We start from the raw sequence: 14,698 nt of genomic DNA on the forward strand, positions 1-14,698 counted from the left end.
CCGTGCCGCGTCGCCCGATGGGACGGGTGTCGATCCGCAACCTGCGCGCGCACAAGGTGCGGCTGATCCTGACGGTGCTGTCGGTGATCCTCGGCACGGCGTTCGTGACCGGGTCCTACGTCTTCACCGACACCCTCAAGCACAGTTTCACCGGCATCTTCAACGACGCGTACAAGGGCATCGCCACCCACGTGGAGCCGGCGCACAGCTACGACGCGGGTGTCCCTTTCGGTGATCTGGCGACGATCCGGCGGGTGTCGGGGGTCGATCGGGTCGCGCCGGGCGTCGAGCGACCTGCCGCGCTGGTCAACTCCCAAGGCACCAAGGTCGCGAGCGGCGGAGCGCCCAGCGTCGCGGACACCTGGACGGTGCCCGCCGACCGCATCGGCGACCCGACCCAGTTCGAGTCCGGCGGGCCGCCGACTGCCTCGGGGGAGGCGGTGATCAACGCCGGGGCGGCGCGCAAGGGCGACATCAAGGTCGGCGACCGGGTGCGGATCGTGCTGTCGAACCGGCCGGTGCTCACGCTGACGGTGTCGGGGATCTACCGCACCAAGACCGAGAGCGGCGGCTACATCGGGGTGCTCCTCAGCCCCGCTCAAGCGGTCCAGGTGCTGTCGGACGGGCGCCACTACACCTCTGTGGACGTGTCGGCGAAGCCCGGCGTGAGCGAGGACGAGCTGACGTCGCGGATCGCCAAGATCCTCCCTTCCGGGCTCACCGTCGAGACCGGCACCAAGCTGCGGGACGACACGAACGCCCAGATCCAGACCGCGTTGTCGTTCGTCAACTACCTGCTGCTGGCCTTCGGATTCATCGCCCTGATCGTCGGCACCTTCATCATCTACAACACCTTCTCGATGATCGTCGCCCAGCGGCTGCGCGAGCTCGCGCTACTGCGGGCGGTCGGTGCGAGCCGCAAGCAGGTGCGCCGGTCGGTGCTGCTGGAGGCGTTGTTCACCGGAGTGATCGGCAGCGTGCTCGGCATCGTCGGCGGGGTGGGTCTCGCGATCGGGTTGCGCGAGCTGCTGAACGCGTTCAACGTCGGCCTGCCGTCCGGCACCTTGCTGCTGCGACCGCGCACGCTCGTCGTGGCCCTGGTCCTGGGTGTGGGGGTGACCCTCCTCTCGGCGTACATCCCCGCCCGACGCGCGTCGTCGATCGCCCCGGTCGAGGCGATGCGCGAGGAGTTCGCCATCCCGTCGGCCTCCAGCTCCACCCGGCGCACCATCCTCGGTCTCGCGCTGCTGGTCCTCGGTGTGGTCCTCACGGTGCTCGGAGCGACCTCGTCCTCCACGTCGCACGGGTCCGCCCTGATCGGCGCCGGGTTGCTGGGAGTGGGAGGCGCAGCGCTGATGCTCTCGCCGGTGCTCGCGCGCATCGTCATCCCGCCGATCGGGTGGGTCGCCGGGCGCCCGTTCGGCCGGCCGGGCACCTTGGCACCTTCGAACGCGGTCCGCAACCCGCGGCGTACGGCGGCCACGGCCTTCGCGCTGACCCTCGGACTGCTCATCGTCAGCGGCATCTCGGTGATCGGTGCGTCCGCCAAGGGCAGCGTGAACCACCTCTTCGACAACAACGTGCGCGCCGACCTCGTGCTGACCGCAGGCCAGCAGGGGACGGTGCCGCAGCCGGCGATCGACGCTGCGGCCAAGCAGGACGGCGTCGGTTCGATGACGCAGTTCCACCTCGCGTTCGGTCTCCTCGACGGAGCCGAGGAGACCGGGAGCGGCGTCGACGGACCACTCCCCGCGGTGCTGGCCCTGACACCGGTCTCGGGATCGATCTCGCCCACCGGCGACAACCTGGTCGCCAGCGAGTCCAAGGCGCGTGAGCGCGGTTGGACCATCGGGTCGATGCACACGCTCACCCACCCGGGCGTCGGGTCGGTGCGGTTGAAGCTGGTCGGCATCTACCAGGACAGCCAGCTCGCCGGGGCGTGGCTGGTGAGCGGCGCGACGTACCGCAGCCTCACTCCGGCGAACGAGCGAGCGGCGGAGGTCGGCCTCATCCGGGTCGCGCCCGGGGCCGACCTGTCACAGGTGCAGGCGCGGGTGGAGAAGGCGACCAACCCGTACTACGTGGTCTCGGTCGACACCCGCACCCAGTTCAAGGGACAGATCGCGGCACAGGTCAACACCCTGCTCGGGTTGCTCTACGCGCTGCTCGCATTGGCGATCGTCATCGCGATCCTGGGGATCATCAACACCCTGGCGTTGTCGGTGGTCGAGCGACGGCGGGAGATCGGGATGATGCGCGCGGTCGGGATGATGCGGCGGCAGGTGCGTCGCACGATCTACCTCGAGTCGTTCCTGATCGCCGTGTTCGGTGCGCTGCTCGGGCTCGCGCTCGGCATCGTCTACGGCGTGCTCTTCACCAAGCTGCTCAAGGACCAGGGTCTCAACGTGCTGGTCATTCCCTGGACCCAGGCGTTGGCCTTCCTCGTGGTCGCCGGGATCGTCGGCGTGCTGGCGGCGCTGTGGCCGGGGGTGCGCGCGGCGCGCACCCCACCGCTGGCGGCCATCGTCGACGCCTGAGGGGTTCCGGCGCGCGCGAGTGGAGTCGCCGCGCGCCCTATGGAGCGCGCGGCGACTCCATTCGCGCACGGTGGGTGCGTGCTCCTGTCAGGATGAGCCGCGTGAGGACACCGCTGGACGAGCAGATGGCGCAGGCCGGTCGGTTCGCACCCTCGATCCGGATGTCCGGGCTGCTGCGGATGCTCGCCCTCGACATCGCCATCCCGGTCGGCGGCTACTACCTGGCCCGGGCTTTCGGCGCGGGGATGACCGCGGCGCTGCTCATCTCCACCGTCCTCGCGGGGCTCCGGCTGTGCTGGCTGATCTGGCGCCAGGGACGGGCCGACGCGTTCGCGATCTTCATGCTCTTCCTGTTCGCCGGCGGGCTCACGCTGTCGCTGATCACGGGCGACCCACGCTTCCTGCTCCTCAAGGGCGCCGCCCTCACCGTGCTGTCGGGTCTGGTCTTCCTCGGCTCGGTCGCGGTACGTCGCCCGCTCACCTTCGCGGTCGCGGGGCGGCTCGCGGGGTCGGACGAGACGTCCGCCGCCGGGTTGAAACAGGGCTGGGCGACCTCGGCGCCGTTCCGGATGGGCTTCTACCTGATGGGCATCGTCTGGGGTGTCGGCCTGATCCTGTCGGGCACCGCGCAGATCGTCCTGATCTACACCCTCACTCTCGATCAGTCGGTGGCGGCGACCAACGTCGTGTCCCTGGTGTTCTTCGCGATCTGCATCGGCTGGAACGTCTGGTTCGTCGAGCGCTCCCGCAGGCTGTCGCGCGAGGCCTCGGATCCGCAGCCGCAGATCGCGTCCGCGCCGGCAAGCTCGTGAGACGCGCGCGACCCTGACGGCGTTCGCATTGGTTGACGGCGTTCGAACACCGTCAACGGCCCGAAACGCCGTCAGCGTGCAGTCGGGGCCGACGCAGGTCAGGGCGCCGGGTAGAACGTCTCCAGGACCAGCTCTTCGACCGTGACGTCGGCAGCCGTCTCCACCGTCGCGGCGACCGAGAAGAACGACGCCTCGCCGACATCGGTCCGCAGCCGCAGCGGGAGTACGACACCTGCCGCCGGTGCGCTCTCAAGGGTGCCACCGGGATAACCCAGCAACTCCTCCTCCAACGCTCGCAGCCGGTCGTCGTCGGTGCGCTCGATGCGCTGGCGCAGCTGGGTCATCAGGTGCCCGCGCCAGTGCCCGAGATTGACGATCCGCGGCGCCAGTCCGTCCGGGTGCAGGCTGAGGCGCAGCACGTTGACGGGCGGCTCGAGCAGATGGGCGGCGCACCCGGTCGTGAGGGCCAGCGTCGCGTCGTTCGCATCGAGCATGTCCCACCACCGGTCCATCACCAGCGCGGGATACGGATGCCCGGCCAGCACCGACCGCAGCGCGTCGGCGATGCGGGCGAGCTCCGGGGCGTCGAAGCCGTGCTGAGGGTAGGCCGGTGCATACCCGCCGGCGAGGAGCAGCTGGTTGCGCTCGCGGAGCGGGACCTGCAGGTGATCGGTCAGTCTCAGGATCATCTCGGGCGTCGGCCTGGCACGCCCGGTCTCGACGAAACTCAGGTGTCGGGTGGAGACCTGCGCCTGGATCGACAGGTCCAGTTGGCTGAGGCGGCGCCGCTCGCGCCATCCGCGAAGCAACTCGCCGACCGGCCGGGCGGGCAGTGCGGTGGTGGTCACCGACGCGACGCTAGCCGAACGACATACCCCGGGCGATTACCTCGCAGGTCATCGAATGGCATTACCTGTGAGGGAATCGCGCTCTCGCTCGCAGCGATTCAGGATCGTTCACGCCAACAACCGCATCGATGAAAGGCACTGCGATGAACGACCTGATGACCACCTACCTCGCCTGCTGGAACGAGACGGACCCTGCGGCCCGGCGCACACTGATCGACCAGCACTGGACCGAGCAGGCGAGCTACTCCGACCCGATGGCGCAGGTGCGCGGCCGCGACGCCGTGGACGCGACGATCGGCGCCGTCCAGGATCAGTTCCCCGGTTTCGTCTTCACGCCCGCCGGTCCGGTGGACGCCCATCACCGGCAGGCGCGTTTCACCTGGGGCCTCGGCCCGGCGGACGCCGAGCCGGTGATCGTCGGCTTCGACGTGGTCGTCACCGACGACGACGGTCGGATCGACAGCGTCCTCGGGTTCCTCGACAAGGTGCCTGCCTGATCCCTGCTGCACGCTGTTCGGTTGTCCGCGGTTTCGTGGCACCCGCGCCACGAAACCGCGGACAACCGCGCACGGCCACGACGGACGATGCAACACGCTACGGATGTATCGGGCAGAAGCTAGAGATGCGCATACAGTCCGATCGTGGATCCGATACGCAACCCGTACGCGCCCGGCGCCGGCCAGCGACCGCCCGAACTCGCCGGCCGGGACGGCGAACTCGACACGTTCGCAGTGGTGCTGGAGCGCGTCGCCCGTGGGCGGCCGGAGCGCTCGATCGTGCTCACGGGCTTGCGCGGGGTCGGCAAGACGGTGCTGCTCAACGCGTTGCGGTCCGCTGCCGTGCGCGCCAAGTGGGGGACCGGCAAGTGGGAGGCGCGGCCGGAGCAGCGACTGCGGCGCCCGATCAGCGCGGCACTGCACGTCGCGGTCCGCGAGCTCGGACACACCCAGGCCGATGACGTGCAGCAGGTGCTCGGTGTCATCAAGGCGTTCGCACAGCGGGACACCCCTCCGGGCTCCAAGCTGCGCGAGAAGTGGAACCCCGGCATCGACGCGCCCGCGGTCTCCGGACGGGCCGACTCCGGCGACATCGAGATCGACCTGGTGGAGCTGCTCACCGACGTCGGCGGTCTCGCCGCGGACATCGGCCGAGGTATCGCGCTCTTCGTCGACGAGATGCAGGATCTGCACCCCGACGACGTGTCGGCGCTGTGCGCGGCCTGCCACGAGATCAGCCAGGCGGGTCTGCCCGTGATCGTTGTGGGCGCCGGACTTCCCCACCTGCCAACGGTGCTCAGCGCATCGAAGTCCTACTCCGAACGACTCTTCCGGTATGCGCGGATCGACCGTCTGCCGCGCGACGCCGCCGACCGCGCGCTGCAGTCGCCGGCGCAGGACGAGGACGCGGCGTTCGAGCAGGACGCCCTCGACGCGATGTATGCCGTGACCGGCGGATACCCCTACTTCATCCAGGCTTACGGCAAGGTCGCCTGGGACCTCGCGCCGCGCTCGCCGATCACGGTGGCGGACGTCGCGGTCGCAGCGCCGGAGGCGGATGCCGAGCTGGCGGTCGGCTTCTTCGGATCGCGTTACGAGAGAGCCACTCCCGGCGAGCGTGAGTATCTGCGGGGGATGGCGGACGCCGCCGCCGACCTCGCTGACGCCGACGAGGTGGAGTCGGTCACCACGGCCGCAGTGGCCGACGTCCTCGATCGAAAGCCGCAGTCGCTGTCACCTGCGCGGGACGCCCTCCTGAAGAAGGGCCTCATCTATTCCGGTGAGCGCGGCCGCATCGCCTTCACCGTGCCGCACTTCGGCCGCTACCTGCGCTCGCAGACCTGATCGATTCTCCCGGTGCCGCCGGTCCTGGAAGCGTCGGCATCCGGCCGAGACCTCGACTCGGCCGGATGCCGCGCGCACGTCTGAACGTCGCGTGCCCGGGATTTCAGCGCCCGTCGCACAGGTCGTAGGCCTCGGTGGTGTGCGCCAGTGCGGACTTGTAGGTCTCGCCCTTGCTCGGGAACCACCAGATGACGTGTCGGTACGCCGGGTGGCCGCCGCACGTGGTGAGGTCGTACGCGCGGATCTCGGCCGGCACCCGAATGCCCCCGGCGACCGGCTCATTCGCGGGCACGAAGAAGCCGAATCCGCGGCCGTCCGCGGTCGGACCGCCCCAGTTCGACCAGGTGAGGTCCTGGACCATGCCGGTGGGATCGCCTCCGTTGTCGATCACGTGCGGCCGGACGTCACCGAATCCGCGCGTGTTCGGGACTCCGGTCCCCCAGCCTTCCAGTCCCAGGGTGGGGACGCCGGCGGACGAGGTCTGCGACCGTGTGGTCCCAGTGCCCGACGGGCGCGAGCTCGGCGAAGCCGCAACGGTGTTCGACTGCCCTGTGCTCGGCGCGGTGACCGTGGAGGTCGCAGTGACTGTGGTCGTGGTCGCCGGCGTGGACGCATACTTGGTGGCTGATCCGGCGCCCGCCCCGCCGGAATTGCAGCCGGCCGTAGCGGCCAGCACGAGTGCGCCGGCTGTGCCGACGAAGAGCTTGCGAAGGTTGTTCATGGTTCCCCCTGTGTCAGCGACGATGTGTCGTGACTCTCAGACGCCGGGCCCGTCAGTTCGGTTGGCTACGTATCGATCCGGTCCGCTACAGGTCCGACCGTGCAGGAGAGCCTGGAGGGCCCATGGGGGAGTGGCTCGGGCAGCCGTCGGCGTTTCGGGTGGCGCCGGGGTGGAGTGCAGTGCTGCCGGATCATGGAGGGAAGTGGCCTGGCGATAGATCTGCCGCTTGGTCTCAGCGCGGGAGGTGAGCGGACACCCAGCACTGGTCGTGGGTGAGGACGCGGTCGAAGACGAGCCCGGCGTCGCGCAGCACCGCCGCGAGCTGCGTGTCATCGAGGACTCGTGCGGTGAAGTCCTGTTCTTCCACGAGCTCCCCCAGCGTGTGCACCAACGTCGCTGATACGAGCCCGTCCCCATGGCGGACGACGTCCTTCAGCTCCAGGGCGACAGGGCCGTCGTTCCACACCGAGGGGGTCACGGCCTCGGCCCAACCCGGAGCGTGCCGCTGCAGCACGAGGGTGGCGTCGGGCGTCATGTGCCGTACGGCGGCCCGCAGGAACCGCGACCGTTGCGCCGGGTCGAAGGTGTTGATCAGCACGCCTGCCAGGACGACCCCGTCGAAGCGCTCGGGGAGCTGCAGCGTCTCGATGGTGCTGTGGACCGGTTCAGCCGCCTGCAGATACGCGAGCATGCCCGGAGAGTCATCGACCGCGACAACCCGGTGCCCCAACGCAACCAGCGGATCCGCGATGCGCCCGGGCCCGCATCCCAGGTCGAGGACCGCCGCGCCGGCCGGAAGGGCGGCGTGGACGATGTCCGCTTCACCGTGCGGCGGGAGTGCCGCGTAGATCTCGACCGGACAACCGTCTGAGGTGATCGTGCCGCTGCCTCGACCCGCGGGGCGTCCCGGTCGACGTTCGCTGTCCATGCCGCAGCGTAGATCGCACGGCTGGGCAGGGCGCCCGATCACCACGTCGCGCTCGCGGACCCCTGGCGTTCGGCGCCGCTCGTCAGACATCGTCCGAACGTCTCGTGGAACAGTGACGTTCATGGCGCGTCTGTTGCATCTGTCCGACACCCATCTGCTCGGGCCGGGGTCGACATCGCCGCATCCGGACATCGATCCGGAGGATCGGCTGATCGCGGTGCTCTCAGCGGCAACCGCCGAAGGGCCGTTCGACGCGGTCGTGGTGACCGGCGATATCTCCGATGACGGCTCCGGTGACGCGGTCCGACGTGTTCACGACCTCGTGCGTCCGCTCGCGCCGATCGTGGTGGCCGTGCCCGGCAACCACGACGACACCGACGTCGTCGCGCAGGTGTTCGGCACTGCGCTCGTGCGGGTCGGTGCGTGGACGATCCGCGGCGCAGCGACCAACGTGCCCGGCGAGGTGGCCGGTCGAGCAGACCCGGTGCTGGACCTGTTGGGCGAGTGCGACGGCCCGACGGTCGTGCTGATGCACCACCCGGTGCGGTCGCGCAGCGCGCATCCCTGGTTCACGCTGCGCGGTGCCGCCGCGCTGGAGCAACGGCTGCGCGACCACCGAACACCGATGATCCTGCTCAGCGGACACCTGCACCAGCCCTACGAAGACACCGTCGGCGGCGTGCGTTTGTACGGCGCGCCCGCGACCTTCTACGGGATCGCGCACGACGGAGAGGAGTGGACACCGCACGGCGCTCCGACGGGTGCTCTGATCGTCGACCTCGGTGAGGACGGAACGAGTTCGGCGCGGCTCATCGACGCCTGACGATCGAGCACCGTGCGGTCCGTGCGCAGACAGGCGGACGTGTCATCGTGGGGCGATGAGCAACGGCTATGGCCCTGGCGACGGATACGACGACCGTGATCCGGACCGCACCCAGCGTCTGCCGCAGGGTCGCCCGGACTACCGCGGCACCCCGGATCCGGTGTACGCGCAAGGTCCCGGTGAGCCACCGCGCGCCCCTCGCGGTGAGTACCCGCCGACGAGCCCCGGTCGCTCCGGTATCAGTGGGGGCGTCCTCACCTCGGCGATCGCGCTGGCACTGGTGGTCGGCGGTGTCGTGGGTTTCCTCCTGCACTCGGCGACCTCGTCCAGCGGCGGCTCGAACCCGGCGACGACCACGACCGTCACCAGCCAGGGCAGCGCGTCCACGGTGACGGGATCGGGATCGACGTCCACCACGACGGTGACCGGGTCGCCGTCGACGACCACCGAGACGTCGACCACCACCACGACCAGCACTGCGACGACGACGGTCACGGCGCCCGCTCCGACGCCCTGATACGAGTGAGGCGGGCCGCCTCCGGTCTGCGCCGAGGTGCGTCCCCGGCAGGGAACGGGCGCCCCGAAAGACCGGTAGGGCCCCGCGGGACGGGCGGCTCCTCTGCCAGGTGCCGGTAGCCGACTATCCATTCGGACAGTCGGATTCCTCTACGGCCAGGCTCAGGATTGCCCGGTCGACCGGTCCTCGCGGCGGACGGCCCAGAGTCGGGCCGCCCAGCCCTACGGTGTGGGCATGGTCACACTGCGGTGGCCTCGGCGGGTCCCGTTGAGCGCTACCGCTGAGCTTCACCGGTGGCCATGTCCTTGCTCGTGCCGCGCCACCGCATCCCGAGGAGATCCCATGGCTACGAACGATCCGACACCCGTCATCACCCCAGGGTCGCACCTGGCGGACCCGGCGCCGCTCGGACTGGCCGCTTTCGCGCTGACGACCGCCGTGCTCAGCGCGGTGAACGCCGGATGGGTCCCGGCGAGCGTGCTACCCGTGGTCTTCGGTCTCACGCTGGCCTACGGCGGCATCGCGCAGTTCGCCGCCGGCATGTGGGAGTTCGCGCGCGGCAACACCTTCGGTGCGACCGCGTTCGGGTCGTACGGAGCGTTCTGGTTGTCCTACTGGTGGCTCACCGCCCACTCCGGCCTGGACAAGATCCCCGCCAAGGACGCCTCGAAGGGCGTAGGCCTCTACCTGCTCGTCTGGGGCATCTTCACCGTCATGATGACCATCGCGACGAGCCGGATCGCGCTCGGTCTCTTCGCGGTGTTCGTGCTGTTGAGCATCACCTTCCTGCTTCTGGCCTGGGGCAACTTCGCCACCTCCGACTCGATCGTCAAGGCCGGCGGATACGTTGGTCTGGCGACGGCGGTGGGCGCTTGGTACATGGCGCTCGCCGGTGTCCTGTCGTTCACGCACAAGCGGTCGATGCTGCCTATCGGACCGCGCTGAACCGTTCCGTCTCGAGCACCCGAGGAGCCCCGATGAGCAACGAGACCCTGGCCAACCTGGCCCACGAAGACCGTCGTTTCGAACCGCCGAAGGAGCTCGCCGAGCACGCCAACGTGACTGCGGCGGCGTACGACGAGGCGGACGCCGACCCGGAGGCCTTCTGGGCGAAGGCGGCTGAGCGCATCTCGTGGGATACCAAGTGGGATCGCGTGCTCGACTGGGACAACCCGCCGTTCGCGAAGTGGTTCGTCGGCGGCAAGCTCAACGCGGCGTACAACTGCGTGGACCGGCACGTCGAGGCCGGCAACGGCGACCGGGTGGCCTTCCACTGGGTCGGTGAGCCGGCCGACGACACCCGCGACATCACGTACGCGCAGTTGAAGGACCAGGTCAGCCAGGCCGCGAACACGCTGATCGAGCTCGGCGTGAAGACCGGGGACCGGGTCGCCATCTACATGCCGATGATCCCCGAGACCGTGGTGGCGATGCTCGCCTGCGCACGTCTGGGCGCCCCGCACACGGTGGTCTTCGGCGGCTTCTCCTCCTCGGCGCTGCGCGACCGGATCCAGGACTGCGACGCGCACGTGGTGATCACCTCCGACGGCGGCTACCGTCGGGGCGCGCCGGCCGCTCTGAAGCCGGCGGTCGACGAAGCGGTGGCGCAGTGCCCGGGCGTCGAGCACGTGCTCGTCGTACGCCGCACCGGCGAGGACGTCACATGGGACGACCAGCGCGACGTGTGGTGGCACGACACGGTCGAGAAGGCGAGCACCGACCACACCCCCGAGGCGTTCGACGCCGAGCACCCGCTCTACGTCATGTACACCTCCGGCACGACGGGCAAGCCCAAGGGCATCCTGCACACGACCGGCGGCTACCTGGTCGGCACGTCCTGGACGCACTGGGCGGTCTTCGACCTCAAGCCGGAGACCGACGTCTACTGGACCGCCGCCGACATCGGCTGGGTCACCGGGCACAGCTACATCGTCTACGGACCACTCGCCAACGGTGCGACGTCCGTGATGTACGAGGGCACACCGGACACCCCGCACAAGGGCCGCTGGTGGGAGATCGTGGCGAAGTACAAGGTCACCACGCTCTACTGCGCCCCGACCGCGATCCGCACCTTCATGAAGTGGGGCCGCGACATCCCGGCCGAGCACGACCTGTCGTCGCTCCGGCTGCTCGGCTCGGTCGGCGAGCCGATCAACCCCGAGGCGTACATCTGGTACCGCGACCAGATCGGCGGCGGGAAGACGCCGGTCATGGACACGTGGTGGCAGACCGAGACCGGCATGCACATGATCAGCCCGCTGCCGGGAGTGACTGCGGGCAAACCGGGTTCGGCCATGAAGGCGATCCCCGGTGTGTCGGTGGACGTCGTGGACGACGACGGCGAGAGCGTCGGCAACGGCAACGGCGGCTACCTGGTCGTCACCAAACCGTGGCCGGCGATGCTGCGCACCATCTGGGGTGACGACGAGCGGTTCAAGGAGACCTACTGGGAGCGGTACGCCGCGAAGGGCTACTACTTCGCGGGGGACGGCGCCAAGCTCGACGACGACGGCGACATCTGGGTGCTCGGTCGCGTGGACGACGTGATGAACGTGTCCGGCCACCGGCTCTCGACCACCGAGATCGAGTCGGCACTGGTCTCCCACCCGAAGGTGGCCGAGGCTGCAGTGGTCGGCGCGACCGACGAGCAGAGCGGGCAGGCGATCAACGCGTTCGTCATCCTGCGCGAGTCGGCGCTGAAGGGCGGCGAGGAGGCACCGGACGCGCTGATCACCGAGCTGCGCAACCACGTCGCGTCCGAGATCGGCGCGATCGCCAAGCCGAAGTCGATCCTGGTCGTCCCGGAGCTGCCGAAGACCCGGTCCGGCAAGATCATGCGGCGCCTGCTGCGGGACGTCGCCGAGCACCGCGACGTCGGTGACGTGACGACCCTGGCGGACTCCTCCGTCATGGACCAGATTCAGGAGGGCGTCGGAAAGGGGTCCGGCGACGAGTGACCGCGCGCCCGCCGTCGTTGGTGAGATCGTGGGGCGACCACCCCACGACGTCAGGATCTCCCCATGAACGACGGCGGGCTCGCCATGGCCCTCGGCACCATGCACTTCGGCACCCGGGTCGGGCGTGACGAGTCCTTCGCGCTGCTCGACCAGTACGTCGATGCCGGGGGCCGGTGGATCGACACCGCGAACTGCTACGCGTTCTGGAACGATCCGGCCGGTGCGAGCGGTCAGAGCGAGCAGGTCATCGGGGACTGGCTGACGGCCCGCCCGGGCATGCGCGAGCGCGTGCTGATCGGCACCAAGGTCGGGGCGACGCCGGCGGGTGACGGCACCGAGGGTCTGTCCGCGCCGGTCGTCCGGCAGGAGTTGCGCGCCAGCCTGACACGTCTGCAGACCGACCGCGTCGACCTGTATTGGGCGCACAAGGAGGATCGCGGCATCGATCTGGCGCAGAGCGTCGCGGCGTTCGGCGAGGCGCAGGCGCAGGGGCTGGTCGATCAGGTCGGCTGGTCCAACCACCCGGTATGGCGGGTCGAGCGAGCCCGCGCCATCGCGGTCGCGGCGGGCATGCCCGCGCCGAGCGCCATCCAGCAGCGGTGGTCCTATCTTCACCCCCGGCCGGACGTCGAGGTCGAGGGTGAGGACCACCCCTACGGGATGATGACCCCGGAGACCCTGGACTACGCGCACGAGAACCCGGACGTCGAGTTGTGGGGCTACACGGCGCTGCTCACCGGTTTCTACGACAAGGCCGGCACGTCGCTGCCGCCGTCGTACGACCATCCCGGCACCCACGACCGGCTCGAGCGTCTCGCGTCGATCGCGCAGGCGCACGGTGCACAGCACGGCCAGATCGTGCTGGCGTGGATGCGGCACAGCGATCCAGCGGTGCGCCCGATCGTGGGAGTGAGCCGGCCCGAGCAGCTGACCAGCGCTGTCGAGGCGATGCAGATAGAGCTGGCTGCGGACGAGATGGCCACCCTCGATGCGTGATCGTGCACGCAGGGATTCGCCGTATAGGCCGTGGATCTGCTGGTCGCGCCCCGCGTTGTCTCAGACGGAAGTCGATGACGACCACCTCGTTCTAGGACCGCGCTCCTTATTCATCGGCGAAATGGCGGCCGAACCGATGTCGAACGGTTTGTTGCCGCGAGAGCAAAGCGGAAGCTTCCACGCAGCAAAATATCTGCAACGCGGATACTCCCGCTCTACGGGGCTTATTGCACCGTGCCCGCCTTAGTCTTGAAGAAACGCAAGCACTCAGCAACTGTAGGACGCATCGTGATATCCCGCGGGATAGGCGTAAGTGTGGCGAATGTCGACGTACACGGTGTCCCAGTAACCGAGATATTCTGACGTCGTCTTCTCAGGAGAGACCATGTACACCTGAGTATGGGTGGAGCCGGGATCCGGTCCCCAGGTCACGTCCGCACAGTAATACGCACCGGTCGGGTTGTGTATGTACATCGTCCAGGCCGCCACGTTCTTGGTCACCTCTTGGTCGTTGGTCCAATCGGAGATCGGCGGGTCGCCAGAACCCTGTATGCCATTTAGGGGTGCTACGTGGTGACTGTTGGCGGCGCTGCTCGCCGACGCTGGAGAGTTTCCAACTACGCCAAAAGTTGCCACAGCGCATGTGGCGACGGCAAGCAGACTACAAATTCTTCCCCTGACCATCTTCGAACACCTCAACTCAAATTGCGGTATGTCCTCATACCAGCACATATAAAGTTAGTACTGCTATAGAAGATTGTCAAGAGATTGACATATTGGAGCTGCGGCAGGCTATTTCTTTGATTCGGGTAATCGTGAGCACCGTGCTCAAGATTGTAATAGTCCGCCGAGAGAGTCGCCCTGGCCTGCGATGGGCCCGCGAGCCGACTGACTAGGGCGACGGCCAGGCTTACGCTCGTGTTGGGAGCACCTCTCGATCCAATGGCTCCGGATGCGCTCAAAAATTTGCTGTTCCGGCAACCTGGCTTGCCCTTCTACTCACGGTCGACGGATGCTCTGCGTATGACGATGCCGCAGGTGCCGGACGACGCGACGGCCGAGAGCTACTGGGAACCCATCTACCTGGAGCGAGCGACTCCCGCCGAGGCGGTGCCGAGCAACAGTGATCTGCTCGCCGCCGAGGTCGCCGGTCTGCAGCCAGGGCGCGCCCTCGACCTCGGGTGCGCCGAGGGCGGCGACGTCATCTGGCTTGCCCAGCAGGGTTGGGACGTGCTGGGTGTCGACGTGTCCTCGACCGCGCTGGCGAAGGGCGCCGAGCATGCGGAGGTCGCGGGGGTCAGTGACCGCACCCGATGGGAGCAGCACGACCTGTCGGCGACGTTCCCGGACGGTGAATTCGATCTGGTGTCAGCGCAGTTCCTGCACACCCCGGTCGCGGGGGACAGTCAGCGGACAACGATCCTGCGGCAGGCGATGCGGGCCGTCGCGCCGGGCGGTCGCCTGATGGTGATGAGCCACACCGGGTGGCCGACCTGGATGACCGAGTCGCCGCACGAGGTGGATTTCGCCACTCCCGAGGAGCTGCTCGCGTCCGTCGGTCTGCCGCGCGAAGGGTGGACGGTCGTGCGCAACGAGCGGGTGCCGCGTGACTTCCCGGGTCCGGAGGGTCAGCCGGGCACGCGCGACGACGCGGTCCTGCACGTCCGCCGCGACGAAGCCGTATGAACGGACGCGCTGTATAGCGCGCTTCCCTTCAC

14 protein-coding genes are annotated in these 14,698 nt (G+C 68.8%); 10 read left to right on the forward strand and 4 right to left on the reverse strand.

The window, feature by feature from the left end:
- Positions 1-2 precede the first annotated feature (2 nt).
- Together HNR15_RS00345 and HNR15_RS00350 are read left to right on the forward strand one after the other, a co-directional pair.
- Positions 3-2,537 (forward strand): FtsX-like permease family protein, encoded by a 2,535-nt coding sequence (locus HNR15_RS00345; RefSeq protein WP_218883492.1) that lies wholly within the window; start codon positions 3-5, stop codon positions 2,535-2,537.
- Between the two features lie 101 nt (positions 2,538-2,638).
- Positions 2,639-3,349, forward strand: a complete 711-nt coding sequence (locus HNR15_RS00350) for a VC0807 family protein (protein ID WP_179478151.1) — start codon at positions 2,639-2,641, stop codon at positions 3,347-3,349.
- A 98-nt stretch (positions 3,350-3,447) separates the two neighbouring features.
- On the opposite strand, the gene HNR15_RS00355 is transcribed toward HNR15_RS00350, so the two are convergent.
- Positions 3,448-4,197: an MmyB family transcriptional regulator gene (locus HNR15_RS00355; RefSeq protein WP_179478153.1), complete on the reverse strand. Its 750-nt coding sequence runs from the start codon at positions 4,195-4,197 to the stop codon at positions 3,448-3,450.
- 128 nt (positions 4,198-4,325) lie between these two features.
- On the opposite strand from HNR15_RS00355, the gene HNR15_RS00360 reads away from it, so the two are divergent.
- Together HNR15_RS00360 and HNR15_RS00365 are read left to right on the forward strand one after the other, a co-directional pair.
- Positions 4,326-4,694 carry a nuclear transport factor 2 family protein gene (locus HNR15_RS00360; RefSeq protein WP_246305865.1) on the forward strand — a complete coding sequence of 123 codons (369 nt, stop codon included), beginning with the start codon at positions 4,326-4,328 and terminating at the stop codon, positions 4,692-4,694.
- Between the two features lie 144 nt (positions 4,695-4,838).
- Complete coding sequence (locus HNR15_RS00365; RefSeq protein ID WP_179478155.1) at positions 4,839-6,038, forward strand: AAA family ATPase; 1,200 nt, start codon at positions 4,839-4,841, stop codon at positions 6,036-6,038.
- Between the two features lie 103 nt (positions 6,039-6,141).
- On the opposite strand, the gene HNR15_RS00370 is transcribed toward HNR15_RS00365, so the two are convergent.
- Positions 6,142-6,759, reverse strand: a complete 618-nt coding sequence (locus HNR15_RS00370; RefSeq protein WP_179478157.1) for a hypothetical protein — start codon at positions 6,757-6,759, stop codon at positions 6,142-6,144.
- A 232-nt stretch (positions 6,760-6,991) separates the two neighbouring features.
- Entirely contained in the window at positions 6,992-7,687 is a 696-nt protein-coding gene (locus HNR15_RS00375; RefSeq protein WP_179478159.1) for a class I SAM-dependent methyltransferase, read from the reverse strand.
- A 121-nt stretch (positions 7,688-7,808) separates the two neighbouring features.
- On the opposite strand from HNR15_RS00375, the gene HNR15_RS00380 reads away from it, so the two are divergent.
- The 5 genes from HNR15_RS00380 to HNR15_RS00400 all read left to right on the forward strand — a co-directional run bounded on the left by HNR15_RS00380 (position 7,809) and on the right by HNR15_RS00400 (position 12,980).
- Positions 7,809-8,510 (forward strand): metallophosphoesterase family protein, encoded by a 702-nt coding sequence (locus HNR15_RS00380; RefSeq protein ID WP_179478161.1) that lies wholly within the window; start codon positions 7,809-7,811, stop codon positions 8,508-8,510.
- A 55-nt stretch (positions 8,511-8,565) separates the two neighbouring features.
- Positions 8,566-9,027 carry a hypothetical protein gene (locus tag HNR15_RS00385; RefSeq protein WP_179478163.1) on the forward strand — a complete coding sequence of 154 codons (462 nt, stop codon included), beginning with the start codon at positions 8,566-8,568 and terminating at the stop codon, positions 9,025-9,027.
- A gap of 342 nt (positions 9,028-9,369) precedes the next feature.
- Positions 9,370-9,972, forward strand: coding sequence for an acetate uptake transporter (locus HNR15_RS00390; protein WP_179478165.1), 603 nt, complete (start codon positions 9,370-9,372; stop codon positions 9,970-9,972).
- Positions 9,973-10,004: 32 nt separating this feature from the next.
- Positions 10,005-11,984 (forward strand): acetate--CoA ligase, encoded by a 1,980-nt coding sequence (gene acs, locus HNR15_RS00395; protein WP_179478166.1) that lies wholly within the window; start codon positions 10,005-10,007, stop codon positions 11,982-11,984.
- A gap of 63 nt (positions 11,985-12,047) precedes the next feature.
- Positions 12,048-12,980: an aldo/keto reductase gene (locus HNR15_RS00400; protein WP_179478168.1), complete on the forward strand. Its 933-nt coding sequence runs from the start codon at positions 12,048-12,050 to the stop codon at positions 12,978-12,980.
- Between the two features lie 267 nt (positions 12,981-13,247).
- On the opposite strand, the gene HNR15_RS00405 is transcribed toward HNR15_RS00400, so the two are convergent.
- The gene (locus tag HNR15_RS00405; protein WP_179478170.1) at positions 13,248-13,481 is read right to left on the reverse strand and encodes a hypothetical protein; all 234 of its coding nucleotides are present in this window, start codon (positions 13,479-13,481) and stop codon (positions 13,248-13,250) included.
- 522 nt (positions 13,482-14,003) lie between these two features.
- Here HNR15_RS00405 and HNR15_RS00410 point away from each other — a divergent pair.
- A complete protein-coding gene (locus tag HNR15_RS00410; RefSeq protein ID WP_218883493.1) occupies positions 14,004-14,666 on the forward strand; it encodes an SAM-dependent methyltransferase in 663 nt (220 codons plus the stop codon).
- Positions 14,667-14,698 lie beyond the last annotated feature (32 nt).

Source organism: Allobranchiibius huperziae (assembly GCF_013410455.1).
Lineage (GTDB): Bacteria > Actinomycetota > Actinomycetes > Actinomycetales > Dermatophilaceae > Allobranchiibius > Allobranchiibius huperziae.

Bases quoted from the DNA above. Each gene is read 5' to 3' on its own strand.
- HNR15_RS00360 (WP_246305865.1), top strand. From the start codon at position 4,326: ATGAAAGGCACTGCGATGAACGACCTGATGACCACCTACCTCGCCTGC.
- HNR15_RS00370 (WP_179478157.1), bottom strand. From the start codon at position 6,759: ATGAACAACCTTCGCAAGCTCTTCGTCGGCACAGCCGGCGCACTCGTG.
- HNR15_RS00375 (WP_179478159.1), bottom strand. From the start codon at position 7,687: ATGGACAGCGAACGTCGACCGGGACGCCCCGCGGGTCGAGGCAGCGGC.
- HNR15_RS00380 (WP_179478161.1), top strand. From the start codon at position 7,809: ATGGCGCGTCTGTTGCATCTGTCCGACACCCATCTGCTCGGGCCGGGG.
- HNR15_RS00385 (WP_179478163.1), top strand. From the start codon at position 8,566: ATGAGCAACGGCTATGGCCCTGGCGACGGATACGACGACCGTGATCCG.
- HNR15_RS00390 (WP_179478165.1), top strand. From the start codon at position 9,370: ATGGCTACGAACGATCCGACACCCGTCATCACCCCAGGGTCGCACCTG.
- acs (WP_179478166.1), top strand. From the start codon at position 10,005: ATGAGCAACGAGACCCTGGCCAACCTGGCCCACGAAGACCGTCGTTTC.
- HNR15_RS00400 (WP_179478168.1), top strand. From the start codon at position 12,048: ATGAACGACGGCGGGCTCGCCATGGCCCTCGGCACCATGCACTTCGGC.
- HNR15_RS00410 (WP_218883493.1), top strand. From the start codon at position 14,004: ATGACGATGCCGCAGGTGCCGGACGACGCGACGGCCGAGAGCTACTGG.